The 23,486-nt window shown below is 70.8% G+C and carries 19 protein-coding genes; 2 read left to right on the top strand and 17 right to left on the bottom strand.

Annotated elements, in window-relative coordinates; genetic code table 11:
- Positions 1–90: 90 nt before the first annotated feature.
- The gene (locus tag OG395_RS41105; RefSeq protein ID WP_327247446.1) at positions 91–1,557 is read right to left on the bottom strand and encodes a GuaB1 family IMP dehydrogenase-related protein; all 1,467 of its coding nucleotides are present in this window, start codon (positions 1,555–1,557) and stop codon (positions 91–93) included.
- A 306-nt stretch (positions 1,558–1,863) separates the two neighbouring features.
- Here OG395_RS41105 and OG395_RS41100 point away from each other — a divergent pair, with 306 nt between their 5' ends.
- On the top strand, positions 1,864–2,919 hold the full coding sequence (locus OG395_RS41100) for a terpene synthase family protein (protein WP_327247445.1): 1,056 nt from the start codon (positions 1,864–1,866) through the stop codon (positions 2,917–2,919).
- A gap of 147 nt (positions 2,920–3,066) precedes the next feature.
- On the opposite strand, the gene OG395_RS41095 is transcribed toward OG395_RS41100, so the two are convergent.
- The 4 genes from OG395_RS41095 to fmt form a co-directional block, all read right to left on the bottom strand.
- Positions 3,067–4,083 carry a sugar-binding transcriptional regulator gene (locus OG395_RS41095; RefSeq protein ID WP_037695464.1) on the bottom strand — a complete coding sequence of 339 codons (1,017 nt, stop codon included), beginning with the start codon at positions 4,081–4,083 and terminating at the stop codon, positions 3,067–3,069.
- Positions 4,084–4,259: 176 nt separating this feature from the next.
- Positions 4,260–4,943, bottom strand: coding sequence for a ribulose-phosphate 3-epimerase (gene rpe, locus OG395_RS41090; RefSeq protein WP_327247444.1), 684 nt, complete (start codon positions 4,941–4,943; stop codon positions 4,260–4,262).
- A 123-nt stretch (positions 4,944–5,066) separates the two neighbouring features.
- A complete protein-coding gene (locus tag OG395_RS41085) occupies positions 5,067–6,500 on the bottom strand; it encodes an RsmB/NOP family class I SAM-dependent RNA methyltransferase (protein ID WP_327247443.1) in 1,434 nt (477 codons plus the stop codon).
- A gap of 220 nt (positions 6,501–6,720) precedes the next feature.
- A complete protein-coding gene (fmt, locus tag OG395_RS41080; RefSeq protein WP_327247442.1) occupies positions 6,721–7,653 on the bottom strand; it encodes a methionyl-tRNA formyltransferase in 933 nt (310 codons plus the stop codon).
- Positions 7,654–7,883: 230 nt separating this feature from the next.
- On the opposite strand from fmt, the gene OG395_RS41075 reads away from it, so the two are divergent.
- Positions 7,884–8,432, top strand: a complete 549-nt coding sequence (locus tag OG395_RS41075; protein WP_327247441.1) for a hypothetical protein — start codon at positions 7,884–7,886, stop codon at positions 8,430–8,432.
- A gap of 87 nt (positions 8,433–8,519) precedes the next feature.
- Here the strand turns inward: OG395_RS41075 and OG395_RS41070 are convergent, their stop codons facing one another.
- The 12 genes from OG395_RS41070 to OG395_RS41015 all read right to left on the bottom strand — a co-directional run bounded on the left by OG395_RS41070 (position 8,520) and on the right by OG395_RS41015 (position 23,485).
- On the bottom strand, positions 8,520–10,664 hold the full coding sequence (locus tag OG395_RS41070) for a primosomal protein N' (protein ID WP_327247440.1): 2,145 nt from the start codon (positions 10,662–10,664) through the stop codon (positions 8,520–8,522).
- 123 nt (positions 10,665–10,787) lie between these two features.
- The gene (gene metK, locus OG395_RS41065) at positions 10,788–12,011 is read right to left on the bottom strand and encodes a methionine adenosyltransferase (RefSeq protein WP_266987981.1); all 1,224 of its coding nucleotides are present in this window, start codon (positions 12,009–12,011) and stop codon (positions 10,788–10,790) included.
- Positions 12,012–12,242: 231 nt separating this feature from the next.
- Positions 12,243–13,454 carry a bifunctional phosphopantothenoylcysteine decarboxylase/phosphopantothenate--cysteine ligase CoaBC gene (gene coaBC / locus OG395_RS41060; protein ID WP_327247439.1) on the bottom strand — a complete coding sequence of 404 codons (1,212 nt, stop codon included), beginning with the start codon at positions 13,452–13,454 and terminating at the stop codon, positions 12,243–12,245.
- Positions 13,455–13,601: 147 nt separating this feature from the next.
- Positions 13,602–13,874, bottom strand: a complete 273-nt coding sequence (gene rpoZ, locus OG395_RS41055; protein ID WP_037695306.1) for a DNA-directed RNA polymerase subunit omega — start codon at positions 13,872–13,874, stop codon at positions 13,602–13,604.
- Positions 13,875–13,957: 83 nt separating this feature from the next.
- On the bottom strand, positions 13,958–14,575 hold the full coding sequence (gmk, locus tag OG395_RS41050; protein WP_327247438.1) for a guanylate kinase: 618 nt from the start codon (positions 14,573–14,575) through the stop codon (positions 13,958–13,960).
- Positions 14,576–14,613: 38 nt separating this feature from the next.
- Positions 14,614–14,937 carry an integration host factor gene (locus OG395_RS41045; RefSeq protein WP_014157387.1) on the bottom strand — a complete coding sequence of 108 codons (324 nt, stop codon included), beginning with the start codon at positions 14,935–14,937 and terminating at the stop codon, positions 14,614–14,616.
- Between the two features lie 244 nt (positions 14,938–15,181).
- On the bottom strand, positions 15,182–16,021 hold the full coding sequence (gene pyrF, locus OG395_RS41040) for an orotidine-5'-phosphate decarboxylase (protein WP_327247437.1): 840 nt from the start codon (positions 16,019–16,021) through the stop codon (positions 15,182–15,184).
- Positions 16,018–17,127: a quinone-dependent dihydroorotate dehydrogenase gene (locus tag OG395_RS41035; protein ID WP_327247436.1), complete on the bottom strand. Its 1,110-nt coding sequence runs from the start codon at positions 17,125–17,127 to the stop codon at positions 16,018–16,020. The genes pyrF and OG395_RS41035 overlap by 4 nt, the downstream gene beginning before the upstream one ends.
- A 56-nt stretch (positions 17,128–17,183) precedes the next feature.
- On the bottom strand, positions 17,184–20,492 hold the full coding sequence (gene carB, locus OG395_RS41030; protein WP_327247435.1) for a carbamoyl-phosphate synthase large subunit: 3,309 nt from the start codon (positions 20,490–20,492) through the stop codon (positions 17,184–17,186).
- Complete coding sequence (gene carA, locus OG395_RS41025) at positions 20,485–21,627, bottom strand: glutamine-hydrolyzing carbamoyl-phosphate synthase small subunit (RefSeq protein WP_327247434.1); 1,143 nt, start codon at positions 21,625–21,627, stop codon at positions 20,485–20,487. The genes carB and carA overlap by 8 nt, the downstream gene beginning before the upstream one ends.
- Positions 21,624–22,202, bottom strand: a complete 579-nt coding sequence (locus OG395_RS41020) for a PH-like domain-containing protein (protein WP_266987967.1) — start codon at positions 22,200–22,202, stop codon at positions 21,624–21,626. The genes carA and OG395_RS41020 overlap by 4 nt, the downstream gene beginning before the upstream one ends.
- Positions 22,199–23,485, bottom strand: coding sequence for a dihydroorotase (locus OG395_RS41015; protein WP_327247433.1), 1,287 nt, complete (start codon positions 23,483–23,485; stop codon positions 22,199–22,201). Before OG395_RS41015 ends, OG395_RS41020 begins: the two co-directional genes overlap by 4 nt.
- Position 23,486: the final 1 nt, after the last annotated feature.

The raw sequence follows: 23,486 nt of genomic DNA, 5'->3' as shown, positions 1-23,486 counted from the left end.
TCCCGCCTTCGCCTCGCGACTGCACGCACCCATTGCGCCGCCGGCCGCTCCGCGGTCCGGTCCGGTCCGGTCCGGTCCGAACGGAAGACCCTAGCTCCAGCTGGCGTGCAGCGGCTTGCCCTCGGCGTAACCGGCGGCGCTCTGCACACCGACGACCGCCTTCTCGGCAAACTCCTCCAGGGACGCCGCACCGGCGTATGTGCAGGAGGAGCGGACGCCCGCGATGATCGAGTCGATCAGGTCCTCGACGCCGGGACGGACCGGGTCCAGGAACATCCGCGAGGTGGATATGCCCTCCTCGAAGAGCGCCTTGCGGGCCCGGTCGTACGCGGACTCGTCGGACGTACGGTTCTTCACGGCGCGCGCGGACGCCATGCCGAAGGACTCCTTGTAGTACCGGCCGTCGGCGGACTGCTGGAGGTCGCCGGGCGACTCGTACGTACCGGCGAACCAGGAGCCGATCATCACATTGGACGCGCCCGCGGCAAGCGCCATGGCGACATCGCGCGGGTGGCGGACGCCGCCGTCGGCCCAGACGTGCTTGCCGTGCTTCTTCGCCTCGGCGGCGCACTCCAGCACCGCGGAGAACTGCGGCCGTCCGACACCGGTCATCATCCGCGTGGTGCACATGGCACCGGGGCCGACCCCGACCTTGATGATGTCCGCGCCGGCCTCGATGAGGTCGCGCACGCCCTCGGCGGCGACGACGTTGCCCGCGACGATCGGCACCTGTGGGTCGAGCGCCCGGACCGCCCGGACCGCGCTGATCATGGACTCCTGGTGGCCGTGCGCGGTGTCGACGACGAGCGTGTCGACGCCCGCGTCGAGGAGCTGCTTGGCCTTGCCCGCGACATCGCCGTTGATCCCGACGGCGGCGGCTATCCGCAGCCTGCCGTCGGCGTCGGTGGCCGGGGTGTAGAGCGTGGCGCGGAGCGCAGCCTTGCGGGTGAGGATGCCGACGAGCCGGCCGTCCGCGTCGACCGCCGGGGCGAGCTTGCGGTTGGCGCCGTCGAGCTTGTTGAACGCGTCGCGCGGGTGGATGTCCGCGTCGAGCAGCACGAGGTCCTTGGACATGACCACGGAGAGCTGGGTGAAGCGGTCGACACCGGTCAGGTCGTGGTCGGTGACGACGCCGACGGGCCGCTGCTCCTCGTCGACGACGACGCCCGCGCCGTGGGCACGCTTCGGAAGCAGGGACAGGGCGTCGGCGACCGTCTGGCCCGGGGCGAGCACGATCGGTGTGTCGAGCACGAGGTGGCGCGTCTTCACCCAGGAGATGACGTCGGTGACGACATCGATCGGGATGTCCTGCGGAATGACGACCAGACCGCCGCGGCGGGCGATCGTTTCGGCCATCCGGCGGCCCGCGATCGCCGTCATGTTGGCGACGACGAGCGGGATGGTCGTGCCGGATCCGTCCGGCGAGGAGAGGTCGACCCCCTGGCGGGAACCGACCGCTGAGCGGCCCGGAACCATGAAGACATCGTCGTACGTGAGGTCGTACGGGACCGCGGGGGACTGTGTGTAACGACCGGTGCCGGGTTCAAGAAAACGCATAACACTCATATTTTCACGCGAAACGGCGCAGGTCGCTGCCACAAAGACACAGCAAATGACCCCCGCGTTCGTACGTTCCTCCAGGGAGCGAGTGCGGGAGCCCCGGGCAAGTGAAACCTGCCTTGCCCGGGGACCCTACCCGAATGACATGCGAACCATTCACGATCATCTTCCCTAGACCTGGTGACAAGGGGTCAGGTAGCTTCAAACGCGCAGGTCTCGCGGGTCACGACTACGTCCCGAGGAACAGGCGGAACGGCCCCAACTTCCGTCATACGTACGACCGGAGAGGATCCAGACCCGCCCGTGGAGAACGAACTGCCGGACATTTACTGCCCGTTCCCCCAGCGGACGAATCCGCACGTCGCGCACACCCGTGAACACCTCGACTACTGGACGCGCAACACCGGCCTGGTGCACCGCGATTCAGCCAGGGAGCGCTTCGAGCAAGCCGACTTCGGTGCCTTCGTCGGCATGGTGTACCCGACCGCAAATGAGCCCAATCTCGACCTCGTCGCCGACTGGTTCGTGTGGCTGTTTCTCGTCGACGACCAGCTCGACGACGGCCATCTCGGCCGCAGCCCGGAGCGGGTGCGGGACGTGGTCACCCTGATGCGCAGCGTGGTCGAGGGCACCGGAACCGGCCCGCTGCCGGACGAGGACCTCCCGGCCGCCGTGGTCGCCCTGGCCGACCTGTGGGAACGTACGACGTCGAACGCGCCGGCGCACTGGCTCCGGCGCTTCGCCTGGCACCTGGTCACCTACCTCACCACGGCCACCACCTGGGAGGCGGGGAACCGGGCGGACGGTGTCGTGCCGTCCGAGGAGACCTACATCGCCAAGCGGCGGCACACCGGCGCGATACATGTCTGCATGGACCTGATCGAGATCGTGTCCGGCATCGAGGCGCCCGAGTCGATCCACAACGATCCCCGGTTCATCGTCGCCGTGGAAACCTCGTGCAACGTCGTGTGCTGGGCCAACGACGTGTACTCGTACGAGAAGGAACAGGTGCTCGGCGAAATCCACAACCTCGTCCATCTGGTCCGGCACCACCGCGGTTACGGAAAGCAGCAGGCACTCGAACACGTCTGCGCGGAGATCGCCACCGAGACCGAGCGCTTCCTGGCGGCCGAGGCCGAACTGCTCATGGCCTACCCCCAGCTGTCCGGGATGCTCCTCCCGTACCTGGACGGGATGCGGAGCTGGATGCGCGGCAATCTGGACTGGTCGCGGCAGACCCCGCGCTACAACCCGGCCGACGTCAGCCAGTACAAGGCGCCGGAGCAGTACCTGGAGGCGACGGTCCTGGGCATCGGACCGGAACCCGCCGACTGCGGGGCCGAGGGACGCGTCGACTGAGGATCACGCAGAAAAGAGACAGGACGGTACGGAGAAAGCCGGGTGCGCGTGCCGCACCCGGCTTTCCTCCTGGTCCTTCGTCCTCACGACGACGCCGCAGAGGTGCGTGCCGGACCCCGCGAGCCGGCCCGATCCGAACGCGAGGCCCTAATCGCCGTCCGGGTCGGCGCGCTCCAGCGCGGGCCGCTGCGGCGCCGCCGACTCCGTCAGCAGATAGTCGGCAGCGGCCGTGTCCGTCACCAGGCTGGTGACCAGACCGGACCGCAGGACCGCCCCGATCGCCGCCGCCTTGCGCTGGCCGCCCGCGATCGCCACCACCTCGGGGATCCGGCGCAGCCGGTCCGCCTCGACCGTGATGCACCGCTCCCCCAGGTCTCGGCCGACCCGGCGCCCCTCCGTGTCGAAGAGGTGGGCGGACATCTCGGCGGCGACGCCCAGCGACGCGTAGTGCGCCCGCTCCTCGTCCGTGAGCATGTCGTGGACGGTGGAGATACCCGGCTCCCACGAGCCGATGGAGACCGCGGCGACCGTCACCTTGTCGAAGTATTCGAAGGCACGGGCGATGCCGGTCTGGTGACGCAGCGCGGCGGCCGTGGCCGGGTCGGGCAGCAGCATCGGCGCATAGATCGGGTGGGCCTCGCCGCCGGACACCTGGGCGGCCCTGCGGACCGCCTCGACCGAGCCGCGCTCGGCCGTTCCCGCGTCGTACACCCCGGTCAACTGGACGACCGTGCACGGCGGCAGCCGGTCGAGGGCCGCCGCCATGTGAATGGTGGACCGGCCCCAGGCCAGGCCGAGCACATCGCCTTCGTTCACCAGTTCGCCCAGGAGGTCGGCCGCGACCTCGCCCAGGTTCTCCGGGTCCGGGGCGTCGTCCTCCTCCTCTGCCGGGGATTCGACGACGACCGCGTGCCGCAGCCCGTAGCGGGCCCGCAGCGCGTCGGAGCGCTCCGCGTCCAGTTCTGCGGGGACCCGGATCTCGATCCGTACGAGGTCACGCTCAAGGGCTGTCTCCAGGACCCGGGCCACCTTGAAGCGGCTCACGCCGAACTCCTCGGCGATCTGGATCTTCGACTTCCCCTCAAGGTAGAAGCGACGGGCCATGGCCGCCGCCTGCACCAGCTCCGCGGGCCCCATCCGCAGGGCGGACCTGCCCGCCGACATTGCAGACACCGCGATCTCCTCACTGCTGTTCACACGCTCGATACGCCGCTCATCCTGTCAGATACGGCAATCCTTGATCGGTCCCGTCGGACCGCGTTCATCTGCACGTGGCCGGGCCGACCGGCAATCGGGGGCCGAAGTCGGTCCCGCCGTCACTGCCGACGCCCCCGCCGGCTTCAGTGGTTGCACGCCCAGGCCGCCGAAGCGATGGTCCCGTCCGCCTTGGTACGCAGAGCGCGTACCGCCTCGGCCGGGTCATTGGCCCCGTACACCGCCGAGCCGGCGACGAAGACGTCCGCACCGGCCTCGGCGCACCGCTCGATGGTGGACTCCGAGACGCCACCGTCGACCTGCAGCCACAGCTCCAGACCGTGCTTGGAGATCAGCTCACGGGTGCGGCGGATCTTCGGCAGCATGATGTCGAGGAAGGCCTGGCCGCCGAAGCCCGGCTCCACCGTCATGATCAGCAGCATGTCGAGTTCGGGCAGCAGGTCCTCGTACGGCTCGATGGGCGTCGCCGGCTTGAGCGCCATCGAGGCGCGGGCGCCCTTGGCCCGGATCTCCCGCGCCAGCCGTACGGGCGCTGCCGCGGCCTCCACGTGGAAGGTGACGGAACCGGCACCCGCCTCGACGTACTGCGGCGCCCAGCGGTCCGGGTCCTCGATCATCAGATGGCAGTCCAGCGGCGTGTCCGTGGCCCGGCTCAGCGATTCCACGATCGGCACGCCGAGGGTCAGGTTGGGCACGAAGTGGTTGTCCATCACGTCGACGTGGAGCCAGTCGGCGCCTTCGACGGCCGTCGCCTCCTCGGCGAGACGGGCGAAGTCGGCGGACAGGATGCTCGGGTTGATCTGGGCCATGTGCCAAGCCTGCCACGTTCCGCGGCACTTCCCTGCCTCGGTGCGCCCCAAAGCCTCACGGGATCATTACAGTTCGCGCAATCCCGGCGAATCGGCCCGCACCGAGGCCCCGCAAGGGTGCCGTCAGGCCGTACGACGCAGCAGCGCGAGGTACATCGCGTCCGTGCCGTGCAGATGCGGCCACAGCTGGACGTCGGGTCCGTCGCCCAGCGCGGGCACACCCGGCATCAGCGGACGCGCGTCCACCCACTCCGCCTCGACCGGCTCACCGCCCCGTCCCTTGAGTACGTCGTCGACCACCACCCGGGTCTCCGCGAGATGCGGCGAGCAGGTCGCGTATCCGACGATGCCGCCGATCCGCACGGCCTTCAACGCCTCCCGCAGCAGACCGCGTTGCAGCGGCGCGAAGTTCTCCAGGTCCTCGGCGCGGCGGCGCCAGCGGGACTCCGGGCGGCGGCGCAGCGCGCCGAGGCCGGAGCACGGTACGTCCATCAGGACCCGGTCGAAGACGCCGGGCTGCCACGGCGGGCGGGTGCCGTCGGCGGTGATCACCTGGTACGGGCCGGGATTGCCGGAAAGCGCCCGCTCCACGAGACGGGCCCGGTGCGGCTGCTTCTCGGCGGCCAGCAGGGCTGCTCCGCGTTCGGCGGCGAGGGCAGCGAGCAGGGCGGCCTTGCCCCCGGGTCCGGCGCACCCGTCGAGCCAGCGGCTGTCGCTGCCCTCCAGCGGCGCATTGGCGAGGGCGGCGGCCACCAGCTGGCTGCCCTCGTCCTGGACCCCGGCGCGGCCCTCCTGCACGGCGCCCAGGGCACCGGGCTCGCCGCCCTCCGCCATCCGTACGGCATAGGGGGACCATCGGCCGGGGAGACCGTTCTCGTCGCCGAGGGCCGTGAGCAGTTCCTCGGTGGTGGAGCGGCCCGGGCGGGCGACGAGGGTGACCTCGGGCCGCTCGTTGTCGGCTTCGAGGAGGTCCTCGATCCCGGCGCGGCCGCCACCCAGCGCATCCCAGAGCGCGGAGACGATCCAGCGCGGATGCGAGTGCACGACCGCCAGGTGGTCCTCGGCGTCCTCGTCGTACGACGGGGCGACGCGCGCCACCCAGCCGTCGAGGTCGTCCGCGGCAACCTTCCGCAACACGGCGTTGACGAACTTGGCGCGCCCTTCACCGAGCACGACCCGGGCCAGCTCCACGCTGGCGGAGACCGCGGCGTGGGTGGGGATACGGGTGCCGAGCAGCTGGTGCACGCCCATGTCGAGCACGTCGAGGACCGGCGGGTCGACCTCGCGCAGCGGCCGGTCGATGCAGGCCGCGACGATCGCGTCGTACGTGCCCTGGCGGCGCAGCGTCCCATAGACCAGTTCGGTCGCCAGCGCCGCGTCCCTGGCGTCGAAGTCGCCCTTGGCCCGTGCTTTCTTCAACAGCGGGGGCAGGACGAGGTTGGCGTACGCGTCGCGTTCGTCGACGGCCCTGAGCGCCTCGAAGGCGAGGAACCGGACCGGGTCCTTCTGGGGCCGGCGATGCGGCTTGGCGGGACGGCGACGCTGCTGGTCGTTCACGTGAAAGGTGCTCCGCTGATGGTGAGGGGCGAATCCTCCCAGGGTAATCCCTCCGTACCGGGACAGTGGCTGGGTGAGCTGCCGGGACGCCTTGCTCCGGGCGGCGGCATACCCCCTTCGCGGGTCTCCTTCCGCCGCCTTGCGGCTGCACGCACCACGACGACATCAACCGCTCCGCGGCGGGCCGTTCCCCGATCCGGCCCGATCCGAACGAAAGCCCCTAGATCCCCACCAGCTCCCCCAGGACGATCCGCACCCCGCGCGCCCAGTCCGCGGCCCGCATCGGCTTCTTGCCCTGCGGCTGGACCCAGAGCAGCTCGACCGCGTGCGACCCGGTGCCGACGTACACATGGTTCTTGGACGCGGACAGCTCACCGGGCGCCAGGTCGGCGCGGTCCAGGACCGGCACGGCCTGGATCAGCTTGAGGCGTTCCCCACGGAAGAGCGTCCATGCCCCGGGGGCGGGTGTGCAGCCACGCACCACCCGGTCGACCCTCAGCGCCGGTGCGGACCACTGCACCTCGGCGTCCTCGACGGTGATCTTCGGTGCGAGGGTGACGCCGTCCACGGGCTGCGGCACGGCGTGCAGCGTGCCGTCCTCGATGCCGTCCATGGTCGCGGCGAGCAGCCCGGCACCGGCGAAGGCGAGCCGGGTCAGCAGGTCACCGCTGGTGTCCGTGGGCCGCACCTCCTCGGTGAGGACGCCGTACACCGGGCCCGAGTCGAGCCCCTCCTCGATCAGGAAGGTCGAGGCGCCGGTGACCTCGTCGCCGGCCATCACCGCGTGCTGGACGGGTGCCGCGCCGCGCCAGGCGGGCAGCAGCGAGAAGTGGAGGTTGACCCAGCCGCGGGCGGGTACGTCGAGGGCGATCTTGGGCAGCAGCGCCCCGTACGCGACGACCGGACAGCAGTCCGGGGCGATCTCCCGCAGCCGCGCGAGGAAGTCCTCGTCACGCGGGCGGGCGGGCTTGAGCACCTCGATCCCGGCCTCCTCGGCGCGCTCGGCGACGGGGCTGGCGACCAGCCGGCGGCCGCGCCCCGCGGGGGCGTCGGGCCGGGTGACGACGGCGGCCACCTCATGCCGGTCGGAAGCGATCAGGGCGTCCAGGGCGGGGACGGCAACCTCGGGGGTGCCTGCGAAGACGAGCTTCATGGGTGGCTGACTGCCTCTCGGGCCGAGACGTACGGTGACGAGCAACGCAAGAGTCTATGGGCCATCCGCCAAGGGGGCGTACTCACGGCCGTGCGCCCCGCGCATCTACGCATACGCCCCTGGAGCGTGACCACATCGCCGGGTGACGCGTTGGTCAAGAGAGATTGACCGAAGCGGGTCGCCACGGAGCGGCCCGGCCCCCCTTCAACGCCGGCTCGAGAGGCTTCTTCATGGCCGACCACGCAACCCACGACGCCCAAGCGCGGGCCAGCCTGCATCTGCTGGTGCGGGACATCGAGCGGGTCCGGCGGCAGGTGGACGCACTGCGCACGCTCACGGCCCAACTGGGCAACGTCTACCGTCCGCGCCGCTCCGGCCCCTCCACGGGCTTCGTCGTCTACGGCAGGGCCCCGGCCCCCACCGTCAGGCTGGCCCAGGAACTGCGCGACAGCGTCGAGACCCTGGTGACGGCGGCAGTGGACTTCGACCGCTCACTGGGCTTCTCCTGGGACGCGGTGGGCTCCGCGCTCGGAGTCACCAAGCAGGCGGTCCACCGGCGCTACGGCGCCCGCCGGAACACCCCGCAGCAGGGAACCACCGAGGAGGCGGCCGAGACCGCCGTGCCGCGTCCGCTGCCCGTGACGCCCGGGTCCGGTACGGCTCCGGTGCTGCCCGCCGTACCCGCCGCCCGCTCCATGCCCCCGCAGCCCTCCTCGGACCGGCCGCCCCTGCGCGAGGAGCTGCGCCCCGGCGTCTTCCCCGGCCCGCGCAACGGCTGACCGAGTCCCCTCTGCCCCACCGTGCCTGACGCACGGCGGGGCAGTCGCATGTACGCCGTCCACCGGGCCGGTGGGCGGCGGGCCGGGTCAGCCGATGTCCGGGGGATCGATCCTGATCCGGACCGGATCACCGCTGCCCCGGGCCGTCCGCGCGGCCTGTGCCGTCTTCAGCGCGGCGGCCAGCGCGGCGCCGCTGCCCGGCGGAACCCTGAGCAGCGCCCGCTCCCAGCTCTCCCCCAGCGGCGCGTCCCACGGTCTTCTGGGTCTGCCGGGTTCGGTACCCGGAACCGGGACCGGGCCGAGCACCTCCGCCTCCGGCGGCAGTTCGGCGGCGGCAAGGAACGCCACGAGCGCCTCCGGCAGGCCGGTCACCGATGCCATCCGGGACACCGGCGGGAAACCCAGCTCGGCGCGTTCGGCCAGCTCGCGGCGGGCGTGGCCGACCGGGTCCCAGCGCACCAGCGCCTGGACCGGCCGCAGGGTCGGTTCGGCGACGATCACCACCGTGCCGCCGTCCGGCTGTCCCCGTACCAGCGAGGCCGCGGCAGTCCAGCGACGCAGCGCCTCCTCGCCGGCCCGCAGATCGGGGCGGCCGACCATCGCCCAGCCGTCCAGCAGCAGCGCGGCCGCATAACCGCCCTCGGCGACGGGTTCGGCGCCCGGGGTACTCACGACCAGCGCGGGCGCGTCCGGCACCGAGTCCAGGATGTGGTCTCGGCCGGACGTCCGCACCGGCACGGCGGGGAAGGCCCGGCCGAGCTCCTCGGCCGTCCGGCGGGCGCCGACGATCTGGGCCCGCAGCCGCTGGGAGCCGCAGGCCGCGCAGTGCCAGGCGGTCTCGGCCCGCCCGCACCACGCACAGTTGAGATCCCGCTGGTCCGGCGCCTCCAGCGGCCCGGCGCAGTGGCGGCACCGGGCGGGTTCACGGCAGCGCTCACAGGCCAGCCGCGGCGCGTATCCGCGACGCGGCACCTGGACCAGCACCGGTCCGCGGCGCAGCCCGTCCCGTACGGTCTGCCAGGCGAGACTGGGCAGCCGCGCGGCCCTGGCCGCCCCGTCCCGGGCCAACTCGCCGTCGCCGACGGTACGCACCAGCGGCGCCGCGATCCGCAGCTGCTCCCGGTCCGCTCGCAGCGGCAGCGCCCAGCCGGTCTCCACCAGCTGAGCGGCCTCCACGGTGCAGCTCGTGCCGCCGAGCAGGAACGCGCACCGGCCGTGCGCGGCCCGCAGCTCCAGGACCTCCCGGACATGCGGGAAGGGGGCGTTGTCGTCGCTGTGGCTCGCATCCCCGTCGTCCCAGACGGCGACCAGGCCCAGGTCCGCGACCGGAGCGAACATCGCGGCCCGCGTCCCGACCACCGCACGCACCGATCCGCGCCGCACGGCAAGCCACTCCCGGTACCGCTTCTCGGGCCCGGAGTCGGCGGTCAGCAGGGCATGGCGGCCCACCCCGAGCAGTTCGGTGAGCGCGGAGTCCACGCGCCCCGCCGTGCGCCCGTCCGGTACGACGACCAGCGCGCCCCGCCCCGAGGCGAGGGTGGCGGCCACGACCCTGGCGATCTCCTGGGGCCAGTGCGGCCCGGGCAGCGCGGTCCATACCGCCCGGGGGGCACCGCCCTCGGCCAGTGACCGCAGGAACGCGGGACCCTGCTCGTACCGCTCCCAGCTCCCGGGCGACGGCGCCGGGGGCGGTGGCAGCGGCTCCGGCGAGGGCCTGGACTCGGCCCGTCCGTTCCTGGGCGGCACGGCGAGCTGCAGTACATCGGCGAGGCTGCCGGCATACCGGTCGGCCACCGCGCGCGACAGGGCGAGCAGCTCGGGTCCGAGCACCGGCTCGGGCGACACGACGTAGGCCAGCGCGGCGAGCGCCCCCGGGTAGTCCGACTCGGCACGCCGCTCGATGAGGAACCCGTCGATGAGACCGCCGCCCTCTCGGCGCCCACCGCGGACATTGCGCCCCCCGGCCCCGAACCGCACCCGCACCCGCACCCCGGGCTGTGCCTCGGCGTCGAGCTCCTCCGGCACGGCATAGTCGAAGTACTGGTCGAGGTGGAGCACGCCCTTGTTGACCAGCACCCGGGCGACGGGCAGCTCCTTCGCGAGCGCGGCGCCCCGCCAGGTCCGCGGTTTGGCCCGCGGCACCTTCGCCTGCCGCACGGTCTCCCGAATGAGCGCAAGCTGCTCCGGCGCCCCGCCGTCGGGCTCCGCGGACTGCTCGTTGTTGCTGCTCACAGCCAAATTCCTACCAGACGCCACTGACAGCGGCCCCGGGCGGAACGCCCCGGCCGCACGCGCCGGGGCCCGGACACCGCGTGCGGTGTCCGGGCCCCGGCGTACAGAGTGAGTGCGGCAGGCCTACAGCCCGGCCGCCTTGCGCAGTGCTTCCACGCGGTCCGTGCGCTCCCAGGTGAAGTCGGGGAGCTCACGGCCGAAGTGGCCGTACGCCGCGGTCTGGGCGTAGATCGGACGCAGCAGGTCGAGGTCGCGGATGATCGCGGCCGGGCGGAGGTCGAAGACCTCGCCGATGGCGTGCTCGATCTTCTCGGTCTCGACCGCGGCGGTGCCGAACGTCTCGACGAACAGGCCGACCGGCTCGGCCTTGCCGATCGCGTACGCGACCTGCACCTCGCAACGGGCCGCGAGGCCCGCCGCGACGACGTTCTTGGCGACCCAGCGCATCGCGTACGCCGCCGAGCGGTCAACCTTCGACGGGTCCTTGCCCGAGAAGGCGCCGCCGCCGTGGCGGGCCATGCCGCCGTACGTGTCGATGATGATCTTGCGGCCGGTCAGTCCGGCGTCGCCCATCGGGCCGCCGATCTCGAAGCGGCCGGTCGGGTTGACCAGCAGCCGGTAGCCGTCGGTGTCCAGCTTGATGCCGTCCTCGATCAGCTGCGAGAGGACGTGCTCGACGACGAACTCGCGGATGTCGGGGGCGAGCAGCGAGTCCAGGTCGATGTCGCTGGCGTGCTGCGAGGAGACGACGACGGTGTCGAGGCGGACAGCCTTGTCGCCGTCGTACTCGATGGTGACCTGGGTCTTGCCGTCGGGGCGCAGGTACGGGATGGTCCCGTTCTTGCGGACCTCGGACAGCCGGCGGGAGAGCCGGTGCGCGATGTAGATCGGGAGCGGCATGAGCTCGGGCGTCTCGTCGCAGGCGTAGCCGAACATCAGGCCCTGGTCGCCCGCGCCCTGCTTGTCGAGCTCGTCCTCCTCATCCCTGCGGGAGGCACCCTCGACCCGCTTCTCGTAGGCGGTGTCGACGCCCTGAGCGATGTCGGGCGACTGCGCGCCGATGGACACCGAGACACCGCAGGAGGCGCCGTCGAAGCCCTTCTTCGAGGAGTCGTAGCCGATCTCCAGGATCTTGTTGCGCACCAGAGTCGGGATGTCGGCGTAGGCCTTGGTCGTGACCTCACCCGCGACGTGCACCAGACCGGTGGTGATCAAGGTCTCGACGGCGACGCGCGAAGTCGGGTCCTCGCGCAGGAGGGCGTCGAGAATGGTGTCGCTGATCTGGTCAGCGATCTTGTCGGGGTGACCCTCGGTAACGGATTCCGAGGTGAAGAGACGGCGGGACACATCGCTCCCTGGGGTTGCAGCGGCTGCTGGCTGATCATTGGCGGACGGCCGGGAGCTGCGCCCGGCACGGTCCGGCATCAGTTTATCGGTCGCTGTCGGCTGCCGGACACGTGTCTCGCCCTTTGGGAGTTCTGTGACCTGCGGCACTGATGTCCGCGGTACGAGAATCACCCTCCGGAGAAGCCACTCACGCCCGGATATGGAAGGTTTTTCACCGGTGTGAGAGCTTAATCACGTCTGGGGTGAGAAGCGTGCCGACACGAGATCCCAGACCGTGTCGGCGAGCCCCTCCTTGGGACCGTACGGCACCGGGGTCTCGCCGCCGTCGGCCGCCAGGACCACCGCCTCGTTCTCCTCGGAGCCGAAGGTCTTGCGCTCCCCCACCTCATTGACGACGAGCAGGTCACAGCCCTTGCGCAGGAGCTTCTCGCGGCCGTTGGCGAGCACGTTGTCGGTCTCGGCGGCGAACCCGACGACGATCTGGTCCGGCGTCGCCCGCTCGGCGGAGACCTCGGCGAGGATGTCCGGATTGCGGACGAGCACGATCGGCGCGGGCTCTTGGCCGTCCTTCTTCTTGATCTTCCCCTCGGCGTACTCGGCCGGGCGGAAATCGGCGACCGCGGCCGCCATCACCACGACATCGGCGTCGGACGCGGCCTTCAGTACCGCTTCTCGCAGCTGCACCGCCGTGCCGACCCGCACGACGTCGGCGCCCGACGGATCGGGCAGTCCGGTGTTCGCCTCGATGAGCGTGACCCTGGCCCCGCGGGCGACCGCGGTACGGGCCAGCGCGTACCCCTGCTTCCCGGAGGAGCGGTTGCCGAGATAGCGGACCGGGTCGAGCGGCTCCCGCGTACCGCCGGCGCTGATCACCACATGGCGGCCCACCAGGTCCGGCGCGACGGGCCCGCGGGCCAGCACTCGGCGGCAGACCTCGAAGATCTCGCCGGGATCGGGCAGCCGGCCCTTGCCGGTGTCGACGCCGGTGAGCCGGCCGACGGCGGGCTCGACGACGACGGCGCCACGCCGGCGCAGCGTGGCGACGTTCTCCTGGGTGGCGGGGTGCTCCCACATCTCGGTGTGCATGGCGGGCGCGAAGACCACCGGACAGCGAGCGGTGAGAAGCGTGTTGGTGAGCAGGTCGTCGGCGAGACCGTGGGCGGCCTTGGCGAGCATGTCGGCGGTGGCGGGGGCGACCACGACGAGGTCGGCGCCCTGCCCGATGCGGACGTGCGGCACCTCGTGGACGTCGTTCCACACCTCGGTCGACACCGGGTGCCCGGAGAGCGCCGACCAGGTGGCGGCGCCCACGAACTGGAGCGCGGACCCGGTCGGGACGACCCGTACGTCGTGACCGGACTCGGTCAGCCGTCGCAGCAGCTCGCACGCCTTGTAGGCGGCGATACCCCCGCTGACCCCCAGAACGACCTTCGGCTTCTCCACTGCGTCTCCCCGCACTCGGGTACGTACTCGGACACGTACAACCCCCATGCTGCCTCACGGCACCGGAGGCGCCCCCACGACCCCGGACACACCACAGGCCCGGCGGTGGTGGCCGCCGGGCCTGTGGTGAAGATGCTTTGTTCCTGCTTACTGAGCGGGGCCCTCGATGGCCTCGGAGGTCAGCAGGCCCGCGTTGATCTCGCGGAGCGAGATCGAGAGCGGCTTCTCGTGCACATGGGTGTCGACGAGCGGACCGACGTACTCGAGGAGGCCCTCGCCGAGCTGCGAGTAGTACGCGTTGATCTGACGCGCGCGCTTGGCGGCGTAGATCACAAGGCTGTACTTCGAGTCGGTGGCCTCAAGGAGCTCATCAATCGGCGGGTTGATGATGCCCTCGGGCGTGGTGATGGAAGAGGACACTCTCTGCCTTCCGAAGGGGGTAAAGATCAAAGAAATCTTTGATTCTGCGGATTCCGCCGGGGTGGTGCTCCGGTTCGGCTGGTTCAGGCGCTGCTGTCACGGCGGGCGGAAGCCTGAAGCATCAAGGCTAGCAGCTCACGTGATACGTCCTCGACGGAGGTGTTGACCAGCGTCGTATCGAACTCGGATTCGGCGGCGAGCTCGACCTTGGCGGCGGAGAGCCGACGCTCGATCACCTCGGGCGCCTCGGTCCCGCGGCCGGTGAGCCGGCGCACCAGCTCGTCCCAGCTCGGCGGGGCGAGGAAGACCAGCTGTGCGTCGGACATCGACTGGCGCACCAGCCGGGCCCCCTGGAGATCGATCTCCAGAAGGACCGGCTCGCCCGCGTCGAGACGTTCGAGCACGGCGCGGCGCGGTGTGCCGTACCGGTTGCCGGCGAATTCGGCCCACTCCAGCAGTTCGCCGTTGGCGATCAGCTTGTCGAACTCGTCGTTGTCCACGAAGAAGTAGTGGACACCGTTGCGCTCTCCGGGGCGCGGCTTGCGGGTCGTCGCCGACACCGAGAGCCAGACCTCGGGGTGCACCTTGCGCATGTGAGCGACGACCGTGCTCTTGCCGACTCCGGAGGGGCCGGAGAGCACGGTCAGCCGCGGACGTACGTCCGGGGGTACGGGGGACGTCCCCCGGGATGTTGCAGCCATGGAGCGATTATCCCCGTTCTCAGGGGTGCCTGAGCACGTCAGGCGGCGGAGCCGCCGAACTCTCGCTCCAAGGAAGCGATCTGGTTGGAGCCGAGACCCCGCACACGGCGGCTCTCGGAGATCCCGAGCCGCTCCATGATCTGCTTGGCGCGGACCTTGCCCACGCCGGGCAGGGACTCCAGCAGGGCGGAGACCTTCATCTTGCCGATGACGTCGTTCTCCTGGCCCTGCTTGATGACCTCGTGGAGCGAGGCGCCGGAGTGCTTGAGTCGATTCTTGACCTCGGCCCGCTCCCGGCGAGCCGCGGCGGCCTTTTCGAGCGCGGCTGCGCGCTGTTCAGGGGTAAGGGGCGGAAGAGCCACGCCTACGTCACCTCGGATGTCGATCTGTCGGATACGGACCAGTGAGGAACCTAGTCGCCCCACACCTGGTGAGCAACGAACAACCTGTGCACGTTGGCTCTCGACGGAGACTAGCGGCCAAGGCCGCCGGAGTCAGCGAGAACAGACGAAAAGTCCTGGTCAGCCTGAGCCGACCAGGACATTTCAGACATAACAACCGCGTTTTCAGGTCATGATTCCGTCAACACGCTGTTACATGGCATGGTCAGCTTTCCTGAACGGCTGCACGGACCTCATCCGTGAGCCGTTCGGCGGCTTCGCGCAGCCCCGACGCGTCCGGTCCGTGGCGCAGCACGCCCCGGCTCACGCTCGGCAGCACGTTGCCCACCGCGGCACCGAAGACACCCGGCAGATCGGCGGGGGTGGCACCCTGGGCGCCGATCCCGGGGGCCAGCAGCGGTCCGTTGACCGCCAGATCCACGCCCGCGTCGCCGAGCGTGGCGCCGATCACGACGCCGACCGAGCCGAGCGGCTCGGCGTCCTCGTTCTCGGCGGCCACGTGGTCGAGCATCACCTGGGCCAGCGACCGGCCGTCCGCGGCGGTGGCGCGCTGCACCTCGGCGCCCTCGGGGTTGGAGGTGAGTCCGAGGACGAAGACGCCCGCGCCGGAGAGGACGGCCGCGTCGAGCGCCGGACGGAGCGAGCCGAAGCCGAGGTACGGCGAAACGGTGAGCGCGTCGGAGAACAGCGGCGAGTCCTTGTCCAGATAGGTCGCCGCGTAGGCGCCCATGGTGGAGCCGATGTCACCGCGCTTGGCGTCCATCAGGACGAGCGCGCCGGCCGCCCGCGCCTCCTCGACGCCCTTCTCCAGGACGGCGATGCCGCGCGACCCGAACCGCTCGAAGAACGCGGACTGCGGCTTGAGGACGGCCACCCGGTCGGCCAGCGCCTCGACGACGGTGCGCGTGAAGCGCTCCAGGCCCGCGATGTCGTCGTTCAGACCCCAGGAAGTGAGCAGCGAGGCGTGCGGGTCGATGCCGACGCAGAGCGGCCCGCGGATGTCCATGGCACGGCGCAGTCGTGCGCCGAAGGGTTCACAAGTCACTTCGTGGCCTTCCGGGTCTCGGCGCCGACGGCCTCGGCGAGGATGGCGTACGGGGAGGCGGCGAGGCGTGCGGCCAGGCCCTTGTGGATCGCGCGGGCGTAGAACGGGCCCTCGTAGATGAAGGCGCTGTAGCCCTGGACGAGGGTGGCGCCGGCGAGGATGCGCTGCCAGGCGTCCTCGGCGGTCTCGATGCCGCCGACGCCCACCAGGGTGATCTCGTCGCCGACCCGCGTGTAGAGGCGCCGCAGGACCTCCAGGGAGCGCGCCTTGAGGGGCGCGCCGGAGAGTCCGCCGGTCTCCCCGACGAGCGACGGCGAGGACTTCAGCCCGAGGCCGTCGCGGGCGATGGTGGTGTTGGTGGCGATGATGCCGTCCAGGCCGAGCTCGACCGCGAGGTCGGCGACCGCGTCGACGTCCTCGTCGGCGAGGTCGGGGGCGATCTTGACGAGGAGCGGCACCCGGCGGTCGGTGACGGTCCGGTCGGCCGCCTCGCGCACGGCGGTGAGCAGCGGGCGCAGCGCCTCGGTGGCCTGGAGGTTGCGCAGACCGGGCGTGTTGGGCGAGGAGACGTTGACGACGAGGTAGTCGGCGTGGCGGGCGAGCCGCTCGGTGGACTTCACGTAGTCGCCGACGGCTTCGGCCTCCGGCACGACCTTGGTCTTGCCGATGTTGACGCCGACCGTCGTCCGGAAGACGGGGTTACGGGTGGCCAGGCGCTCGGCCACGGCCGCGGAGCCCTCGTTGTTGAACCCCATGCGGTTGATCAGCGCCCGGTCCGCCACAAGGCGGAAGAGGCGCTTCTTGGGGTTGCCGGGCTGCGGCTCGCCGGTGACCGTACCGATCTCGATGTGGTCGAAACCGAGCATCGACATGCCGTCGATCGCGACGGCGTTCTTGTCGAAGCCCGCGGCGAGGCCGAACGGGCCGTGCATGCGCAGGCCGAGGGCCTCGGTGCGCAGCTCCTTGTAGCGGGGGGCGAGCGTCGCGGCGACGAAGGTGCGCAGGACGGGGATGCGGGCCGCGAGGCGGATCCACCGGAAGGCCAGGTAGTGGGCCTGCTCCGGGTCCATCCGCTTGAAGACCAGCCGGAAGAAGAACTTGTACATGGGAGTGTCCTCACAGAGAGGGGGACACCGTTTCCGGTGTCCCCCTGCTGGGCTGCCTAGTCGCGGGCCGCGGTCAGATGTTCCGCGTGTTCCTGGAGGGAACGTACGCCGACGTCTCCGTGGGTGAGCGCGTCGATGCCCTGGACAGCGGCGGCGAGCGCCTGGACCGTGGTCAGGCACGGCACCGCGCGGGCCACGGCCGCGGTACGGATCTCGTAGCCGTCGAGGCGGCCGCCCGTCCCGTACGGCGTGTTGACGATCAGGTCGACCTCACCGTCGTGGATGAGCTGGACGATGGTCTTCTCGCCGTTCGGGCCCTCGCCCTCGGACTGCTTGCGCACGACGGTGGCGTTGATGCCGTTGCGCTTGAGGACCTCGGCGGTGCCGGAGGTGGCCATCAGCTCGAAGCCGTGGGCGACCAGCTCGCGGGCCGGGAAGATCATCGAGCGCTTGTCGCGGTTCGCGACGGAGATGAAGGCACGGCCCTTGGTGGGCAGCGGGCCGTAGGCACCGGCCTGCGACTTGGCGTACGCCGTGCCGAAGACCGAGTCGATGCCCATGACCTCACCCGTGGAGCGCATCTCCGGGCCCAGGACCGTGTCGACACCGCGGCCGTGGATGTCGCGGAACCGCGACCACGGCATGACGGCCTCCTTGACGGAGATCGGTGCGTCGAGCGGCAGGGTGCCGCCGTCGCCGTTCTTCGGCAGCAGGCCCTCCTCGCGGAGCTCGGCGACGGTCGCGCCCAGCGAGATGCGGGCGGCGGCCTTGGCGAGCGGCACCGCGGTCGCCTTCGACGTGAAGGGGACGGTGCGGGAGGCGCGCGGGTTGGCCTCCAGGACGTACAGGATGTCGCCGGAGAGCGCGAACTGAATGTTGATCAGCCCACGGACGCCGACGCCCTTGGCGATGCCCTCGGTGGAGGCGCGCAGCCGCTTGATGTCGTAGCCGCCGAGGGTGATCGGGGGCAGCGCGCAGGCGGAGTCGCCGGAGTGGATACCGGCCTCCTCGATGTGCTCCATGACACCGCCGAGGTAGAGCTCGGTGCCGTCGTAGAGGGCGTCGACATCGATCTCGATGGCGTCGTCGAGGAAGCGGTCGACCAGGACCGGCCGGGTGGGGCTGATCTCGGTGGACTCGGCGATGTACGAGGAGAGCCGCGTCTCGTCGTACACGATTTCCATGCCGCGGCCGCCGAGCACGTACGACGGGCGTACGAGGACGGGGTAACCGATCTCGTCGGCGATGGCCTTGGCCTCGGCGAAGGTGGTGGCGGTGCCGTGCTTCGGGGCCGGGAGTCCGGCCTCGGCCAGGACGCGGCCGAACGCGCCGCGGTCCTCGGCGGCGTGGATCGCCTCCGGGGAGGTGCCGACGACCGGCACCCCGTTGTCCTTGAGCGCCTGCGACAGGCCCAGCGGGGTCTGTCCGCCGAGCTGGACGATGACACCGGCGATCGGGCCCGCGAGGGACTCGGCGTGCACGATCTCCAGCACGTCCTCGAGCGTCAGCGGCTCGAAGTACAGGCGGTCGGAGGTGTCGTAGTCGGTGGAGACGGTCTCCGGGTTGCAGTTGACCATCACGGTCTCGTAGCCCGCGTCGCTCAGCGCGAAGGAGGCGTGGACGCAGGAGTAGTCGAACTCGATGCCCTGACCGATGCGGTTGGGGCCCGAGCCGAGGATGATCACCGCGGGCTTGGTGCGGGTCGCGACCTCGTTCTCCTCGTCGTACGAGGAGTAGAAGTACGGCGTCTTCGCGGCGAACTCGGCGGCGCAGGTGTCGACCGTCTTGTAGACCGGGCGGATGCCGAGCGCGTGCCGCACCTCACGGACGACGTCCTCGCGCAGACCGCGGATCTCGGCGATCTGGACATCGGAGAATCCGTGCCGCTTGGCCTCGGCAAGCAGCTCGGGACCCAGCTTGTCGGCGGCGGCCAGCTCGTCGGCGATCTCCTTGATCAGGAAGAGCTGGTCGACGAACCAGGGGTCGATCCTCGTGGCGTCGAAGACTTCTTCCTGGGTGGCGCCGGCCCGGATCGCCTGCATCACCGTGTTGATCCGGCCGTCGGTCGGGCGCACCGCCTCGGCCAGCAGCTCGGCCTTGTCGCCGGGCTCACCGGTGAAGGCGAACTGCGAGCCCTTCTTCTCCAGGGAGCGCAGCGCCTTCTGGAGCGCCTCGGTGAAGTTGCGGCCGATCGCCATGGCCTCGCCCACCGACTTCATGGTGGTGGTGAGGGTCGAGTCGGCGGACGGGAACTTCTCGAAGGCGAAGCGCGGGGCCTTGACGACGACATAGTCGAGCGTCGGCTCGAAGGAGGCCGGGGTCTTCTCGGTGATGTCGTTGGGGATCTCGTCGAGCGTGTAGCCGACGGCCAGCTTGGCGGCGATCTTGGCGATCGGGAAGCCGGTGGCCTTCGACGCCAGTGCCGAGGAGCGGGAGACGCGCGGGTTCATCTCGATCACGATGACCCGGCCGTCGGTCGGGTCGATGGCGAACTGGATGTTGCAGCCGCCGGTGTCGACGCCGACCTCGCGGATGATCGCGATGCCGATGTCGCGCAGCCGCTGGTACTCGCGGTCGGTGAGCGTCATCGCCGGGGCGACGGTGATCGAGTCACCCGTGTGGACGCCCATCGGGTCGAAGTTCTCGATGGAGCAGACGACCACGACGTTGTCGTGCTTGTCGCGCATCAGCTCCAGCTCGTACTCCTTCCAGCCGAGGATGGACTCCTCCAGGAGCACCTCGGTGGTCGGGGAGAGCGTGAGGCCCTGACCCGCGATCCGGCGCAGCTCCTCCTCGTCGTGCGCGAAGCCGGAACCGGCGCCGCCCATCGTGAAGGAGGGCCGGACGACGACGGGATAGCCGCCGAGCGTGTCGACGCCCTGGATCACGTCGTCCATCGTGTGGCAGATGACCGAGCGGGCGGACTCGCCGTGGCCGATCTTCGCGTTGACGGCCTCGACGACGCCCTTGAAGAGGTCGCGGTCCTCGCCCTTGTTGATGGCTTCGACATTGGCGCCGATGAGCTCGACGCCGTACTTCTCCAGGACACCGTTCTCGTGCATGGAGATCGCGGTGTTGAGCGCGGTCTGGCCGCCCAGCGTCGGGAGCAGCGCGTCGGGGCGCTCCTTGGCGATGATCTTCTCGACGAACTCGGGGGTGATCGGCTCGACGTACGTGGCGTCGGCGATCTCCGGGTCGGTCATGATCGTCGCCGGGTTGGAGTTCACCAGGATGACGCGCAGGCCCTCGGCCTTGAGGACGCGGCAGGCCTGGGTGCCGGAGTAGTCGAACTCGGCGGCCTGACCGATGACGATCGGGCCGGAGCCGATGACCAGGACGGACTGGATATCGGAGCGCTTAGGCACGCTGGCCCTCCATCAGGGATACGAAACGGTCGAAGAGGTACGCGGCGTCGTGCGGGCCCGCGGCTGCTTCGGGGTGGTACTGGACGCTGAAGGCCGGCTGGTCGAGGAGTTGCAGCCCCTCGACGACCTGGTCGTTCAGGCAGACGTGGGAGACCTCGGCGCGGCCGAACGTCGTGTCCGACACCTTGTCCAGCGGGGCGTCGACGGCGAAGCCGTGGTTGTGCGCGGTGACCTCGACCTTGCCGGTCGTGCGGTCCTGCACCGGCTGGTTGATGCCGCGGTGGCCGTACTTCAGCTTGTACGTGCCGAAGCCGAGGGCGCGGCCCAGGATCTGGTTGCCGAAGCAGATGCCGAAGAGCGGCGTCTTCCGCTCCAGGACGCCCTGCATGACGGAGACCGGGTGGTCGGCGGTGGCCGGGTCGCCGGGGCCGTTGGAGAAGAAGACTCCGTCGGGCCGGACCGCGTACACCTCTTCGAGGGTGGCCGTGGCGGGCAGGACGTGCACCTCGATGCCGCGCTCGGCCATCCGGTGCGGGGTCATGCCCTTGATGCCGAGGTCGATCGCGGCGACGGTGAACTTCTTGGTGCCGATCGCGGGGACGACGTACGTCTCCTTGGTCGCGACCTCGGCGGAGAGGTCGGCGCCCACCATCTCGGGGGCTTCCAGCACCCGGGCCAGCAGCGTGGCCTCGTCGGCGACCGCGTCGCCGGAGAAGATGCCGACGCGCATGGCGCCGCGCTCGCGCAGGTGGCGGGTGAGGGCGCGGGTGTCGATGCCGCTGATGCCGACGACGCCCTGGCGCTCCAGCTCCTCGTCGAGCGAACGCTGCGAGCGCCAGTTGGACGGCACCCGGGCGGGGTCGCGCACCACGTAGCCGGAGACCCAGATCCGCTGGGACTCGGGGTCCTCGTCGTTCACCCCGGTGTTGCCGACGTGCGGGGCCGTCATCACGACGACCTGGCGGTGGTACGAGGGGTCAGTCAGGGTCTCCTGGTAGCCGGTCATGCCGGTGGAGAACACCGCCTCGCCGAAGGTCTCCCCCACGGCCCCGTAGGCGCGGCCGCGGAAGGCGCGGCCGTCCTCCAGGACGAGTACGGCGGGAGCTTTGGCGGCTCCCCGGGTGGAGATGGTCATCGTGCGGTGCCTTCCGTAGTGCTGGTGAGGTGGTGAATGGCGTCGACCCAGGCCGGGTGTTCGGCCGAGCGGTCGGAGCGGAAGCCGGAGTCGATCAGCTTGTCGCCGAGCGCCCAGGTGATGATCAGCAGGCCGCCCTCGGGGAGGACCTTGCCCGCGATGCCCTTGTCGAGCCGGGCGTCACGCAGCTGCGCGGCGGGGACGAAGAAGTCGGCTGCTCCGGGGCGTACGACGTCGAGTCCCTGCTCGGTCAGCGTGAGCTCCACGCGGCTGCGGGTACCGAGGCCGTGGGCGACGATCCGGTCGAGCCACTGCCCGGCGGTCGTCGAGGCGTGGTAGCGGCCGGTCATCGTCAGCAGCGGCTCGCCGTCGGCGTACCCCTCCGGCGTGGCGGGCAGCTCCGGCAGATCGGACTGCAGGCTCCCCCGCCACTTCCACCCCTGGCGCATCAGCCAGTAGATGAAGGCGATGAAGACGATCAGTCCGATCACCCAGCTGATGCGGGCGGACCAGTCGGTCACGTCCGCCGACTTCTGCTCGGCGGCCAGCTGGTACAGGGGGGTCAGTGATGTCACGCGAGCTTCCCGTCGACGACCGTGGCACGGCCCCGCAGGAACGTATGGGTGACGCGACCCGGCAGCTCGCGCCCCTCGTACGGGGTGTTGCGGCTGCGGGAGGCGAAGCCCGCGGGGTCCACGACTCCACGGTATGCCGGATCGACCAGCGTGAGGTTGGCGGGCTCACCGGCCGAGACGGGACGGCCGTGTCCGTCGAGCCGGCCGATGGCGGCCGGGCGGAACGACATCCGGTCGGCGACGCCCGCCCAGTCGAGGAGCCCCGTCTCGACCATCGTCTGCTGGACGACGGAGAGCGCGGTCTCCAGGCCCACCATGCCCATGGCGGCCGCGGCCCACTCGCAGTCCTTGTCCTCGTGCGGGTGCGGGGCGTGGTCGGTGGCGACACAGTCGATCGTGCCGTCGGCGAGCGCCTCGCGCAGGGCCAGCACGTCGGCCTCGGTGCGCAGCGGCGGGTTCACCTTGTAGACCGGGTCGTACGACCGTACGAGCTCGTCGGTGAGGAGCAGGTGGTGCGGGGTGACCTCGGCGGTCACGTTCCAGCCCTTGGACTTGGCCCAGCGGACGATCTCCACCGAGCCGGCGGTGGACAGGTGGCAGATGTGCACCCGGGAGCCGACGTGGGCGGCGAGGAGAACATCGCGGGCGATGATCGACTCCTCGGCGACGGCCGGCCATCCGCCGAGACCGAGCTCGGCCGAGACGATGCCCTCGTTCATCTGGGCGCCCTCGGTCAGGCGGGGCTCCTGGGCGTGCTGGGCGACGACACCGTCGAACGCCTTCACGTACTCCAGCGCGCGCCGCATGATCACCGCGTCGTCGACACACTTGCCGTCGTCGGAGAAGACTTTCACTCCAGCGGCCGAATCGTGCATGGCGCCGAGCTCGGCGAGCTGCTTGCCCTCCAGCCCGACGGTGACGGCGCCGATCGGCTGCACGTCGCAGTAGCCGGACTCCTTGCCGAGCCGCCAGACCTGCTCCACGACACCGGCGGTGTCGGCGACCGGGAAGGTGTTGGCCATGGCGTGCACGGCGGTGAAGCCACCGACCGCCGCCGCCTTGGTGCCGGTGAGAACGGTCTCGGAGTCCTCGCGCCCGGGCTCACGCAGATGGGTGTGCAGGTCGACCAGACCGGGCAGCAGAACCTGCCCCTCGGCTTCGACGACGGTCGCGTCGCCGGCATCGATACCGGCACCGACCTCTGCAATGGTCTCGCCGTCGATCAGGACGTCCTGGGGCTCGCCACCGAGGACCTTCGCGCCGCGGATAAGGATCTTGCTCATG

Origin of the sequence: Streptomyces sp. NBC_01320 (genome assembly GCF_035974375.1) — a bacterium.
Taxonomy (GTDB): domain Bacteria; phylum Actinomycetota; class Actinomycetes; order Streptomycetales; family Streptomycetaceae; genus Streptomyces; species Streptomyces yanii.
The sequence above is the reverse complement of the archived record's forward strand: the minus strand, read 5'-3'. Positions and strand labels throughout refer to the sequence as shown.

Bases quoted from the DNA above. Each gene is read 5' to 3' on its own strand.
- OG395_RS41105 (WP_327247446.1), bottom strand. From the start codon at position 1,557: ATGCGTTTTCTTGAACCCGGCACCGGTCGTTACACACAGTCCCCCGCG.
- OG395_RS41095 (WP_037695464.1), bottom strand. From the start codon at position 4,083: ATGTCGGCGGGCAGGTCCGCCCTGCGGATGGGGCCCGCGGAGCTGGTG.
- rpe (WP_327247444.1), bottom strand. From the start codon at position 4,943: ATGGCCCAGATCAACCCGAGCATCCTGTCCGCCGACTTCGCCCGTCTC.
- fmt (WP_327247442.1), bottom strand. From the start codon at position 7,653: ATGAAGCTCGTCTTCGCAGGCACCCCCGAGGTTGCCGTCCCCGCCCTG.
- OG395_RS41075 (WP_327247441.1), top strand. From the start codon at position 7,884: ATGGCCGACCACGCAACCCACGACGCCCAAGCGCGGGCCAGCCTGCAT.
- gmk (WP_327247438.1), bottom strand. From the start codon at position 14,575: ATGGCTGCAACATCCCGGGGGACGTCCCCCGTACCCCCGGACGTACGT.
- OG395_RS41035 (WP_327247436.1), bottom strand. From the start codon at position 17,127: ATGTACAAGTTCTTCTTCCGGCTGGTCTTCAAGCGGATGGACCCGGAG.
- carA (WP_327247434.1), bottom strand. From the start codon at position 21,627: ATGACCATCTCCACCCGGGGAGCCGCCAAAGCTCCCGCCGTACTCGTC.
- OG395_RS41015 (WP_327247433.1), bottom strand. From the start codon at position 23,485: ATGAGCAAGATCCTTATCCGCGGCGCGAAGGTCCTCGGTGGCGAGCCC.